Source organism: Dietzia sp. SYD-A1, assembly GCF_015356725.1.
Lineage (GTDB): Bacteria > Actinomycetota > Actinomycetes > Mycobacteriales > Mycobacteriaceae > Dietzia.
The window spans coordinates 1-708 of sequence record NZ_JADDKI010000073.1 but is presented as its reverse complement, the minus strand read 5'-3'; the positions used below and the strand labels follow the sequence as shown (position 1 = coordinate 708).

Annotated in this window: 1 protein-coding gene; it reads left to right on the top strand. The window is 72.3% G+C overall.

Features of this window, described 5'->3' with window-relative positions; all coding sequences use genetic code 11:
- The coding region (locus IY392_RS03810; protein ID WP_194860545.1) for a galactosyltransferase-related protein at nt 1-642 on the top strand (642 nt) is incomplete at its 5' end.
- Nucleotides 643-708: the final 66 nt, after the last annotated feature.

Genomic DNA, 708 nt, shown 5'->3' with positions numbered 1-708 from the left:
GGCGGGGACCGGGCCGTCGAGACCGGCGCCGAGCTGATCATCTTCCTGGACGTCGACTGCATGCCCGGCCCGGACCTGGGCTCCCGGTACGCGGACCTCCCGCCCGGCACAGTGGGGATGGGGCCGGTCACGTATCTGCCCGAGTCGCTGGGTGCTCCGGACCCCGCCGAGCTCGCGGGCCTCACCGACCCGCACCCGGCGCGACCGTTCCCCGAGCACGGCCTGCGGAGACTCGAGGCGAGCGAGTTCGGGATGTTCTGGTCACTGTCCTTCGCCCTGCACGCGGATCTCTGGACACGGCTCCGCCGGGAGTTCGGGGGGTTCGACGAGCACTACTCGGGGTACGGCGCGGAGGACACCGACTTCGGTCGCCGACTGCTGCACCGGAGGGTCCCGGTGGTGCTCGTGGCGGGCGCGCACGCCTATCACCGGTGGCATCCGGTGTCGTCCCCGCCGGTGGAACACCTCCAGGACCTGCTACGCAATGGAGCCCACTACGCCGAACGCTGGGGTGAGTGGCCGGCCCCGGGGTGGTTCGAGGAGTTCGAGCGGAGGGGACTGGTCCGGCGCGACGGTGACGGGTGGGTCGCGGTTCCCGCATACCGGAACTCCGAGGGTCGCCGCCCGGGGACCGGGGGCTGACCCCGACGAGACGAGCGTTCCGAACGCCTCGCCCGACAGGCGGGTGTGCGGAACGCTCGTGTCGAC